The sequence below is a fragment of the Streptomyces sp. WAC06614 genome, assembly GCF_003949795.1.
GTDB lineage: Bacteria > Actinomycetota > Actinomycetes > Streptomycetales > Streptomycetaceae > Streptomyces.
In genome coordinates this window covers 1-1,335 of the sequence record NZ_RPRY01000671.1, presented here as the reverse complement: position 1 = coordinate 1,335, position 1,335 = coordinate 1, and the positions used below count along the sequence as shown (strand labels likewise).

General features: G+C 74.6%; 1 protein-coding gene. It reads right to left on the bottom strand.

The window, feature by feature from the left end:
• Positions 1–29 precede the first annotated feature (29 nt).
• On the bottom strand, positions 30–1,335 hold a 1,306-nt coding region (locus EF918_RS35785; protein ID WP_125652985.1), incomplete at its 5' end, for an IucA/IucC family siderophore biosynthesis protein.

Genomic DNA, 1,335 nt, shown 5'->3' with positions numbered 1-1,335 from the left:
GCGGTGGGGGGATGCATGGGGGCTCCGCGTCAGGCGTGCAGGGGGTTGGCGATGGTCACGTAGACGGACTGGGTGTCGACGGGCCCGACCAGCTCGTCCAGCCCGCCCAGGCGGGTGAGCAGGTTGGCCTTGCAGCGCAGGGTCGGGGAGTCGAGCAGCCGGGCGGGCAGCGGGCCCAGGTGGGCGGCCTTGCCGAGGAACCGGCGGAAGGCGGCGAGCAGGACCTGTTCGTCGGCGAGCTGCTGCGAGCCGAAGGCGCCGACGAGGCCGAGGACGTTGTTGATGCCGAGGTAGTAGGCGAAGCGTTCGTCGGTGACGGCGTCGGCCACGAAGGTGTCGCTGGCGGCGCCGATGCCGGGCAGCCGCTGCTCCAGTTCGGCGCGGCGGGACTCGCGGAAGTAGTAGCCCTGGTTGTCGCGGTAGCGGCCGCCGACGGGCCAGCCGGCGGCGTCGAGGAGGACCAAGGTGTTCTGCTGGTGCGCTTCGAGGGCGATGCCGGCGAGGTGGTCGAAGGTGAGCACGGGCAGGACGACCTGGTCGAGGTAGCGCAGGAACCACTCGGCGGCGACGGCGGAGGTGGGCCGTCCGGTGCCGGCGGAGAGCCGCAGGACGGTGTCGGCGAGCCGCGAGCGCATGGTGCCGTGGCCGGGCCAGGGGCGCGGCGAGGTGAGCGCGGCCACGCAGACGGCGTCGTCGCCGGGGCGGAACGGGTGGTGGCGCAGGACGGCGTCGAGCCCGGGGACGGGGGTGCCGGCCGGGGAGTCGACGGCGACCCAGGCGGGGTCGCGGACGATGTCGAAGCGGGGGTGGTGGACCTGCCACTGGTCGGCGAGGCCGGTGCGCAGCAGGCGGTGCACCTCGACCCCGCGGTGGAGCTCCTTGCGGAGGTTCTCGCGGCGCGAGTTGGTGATCCGCACGGCCAGGGACAGCTTGAGCATGGCGGGGCTGCCGGGCCGCTGGACGGTGCGCACGGAGGAGGTCGGGAACCAGGGGTCGCCGTACGGGCCGAGGTCGTGCAGCAGCCCGCAGTCGAGGAGGGCGGCGACGGCCGGGCGGCGGAAGAGTTCGCGTGCCTGCCAGGGGTGCAGGGGCAGGGGTGCCGTGCCGGCCGGCAGGCGGAGTCCGGGGGCGAGCCGGAGGAGGAGTTCGTCGGCGGTGACCGGGCGGCCGCGTTCGGTCCAGGCGGAGTCGGTGGCGAGGACCGAGCGGTCGACGGCGGTCCAGTGCAGGGGGAAGGAGCCGTGGAGCTCGGGAGAGTAGCGGCGGACCTCGGCCTCGGTCAGTCCTTCCCGGCTCTTGGGGTCGGGCTGGAGGGGGTGGCCGAGCAGGAGGGAC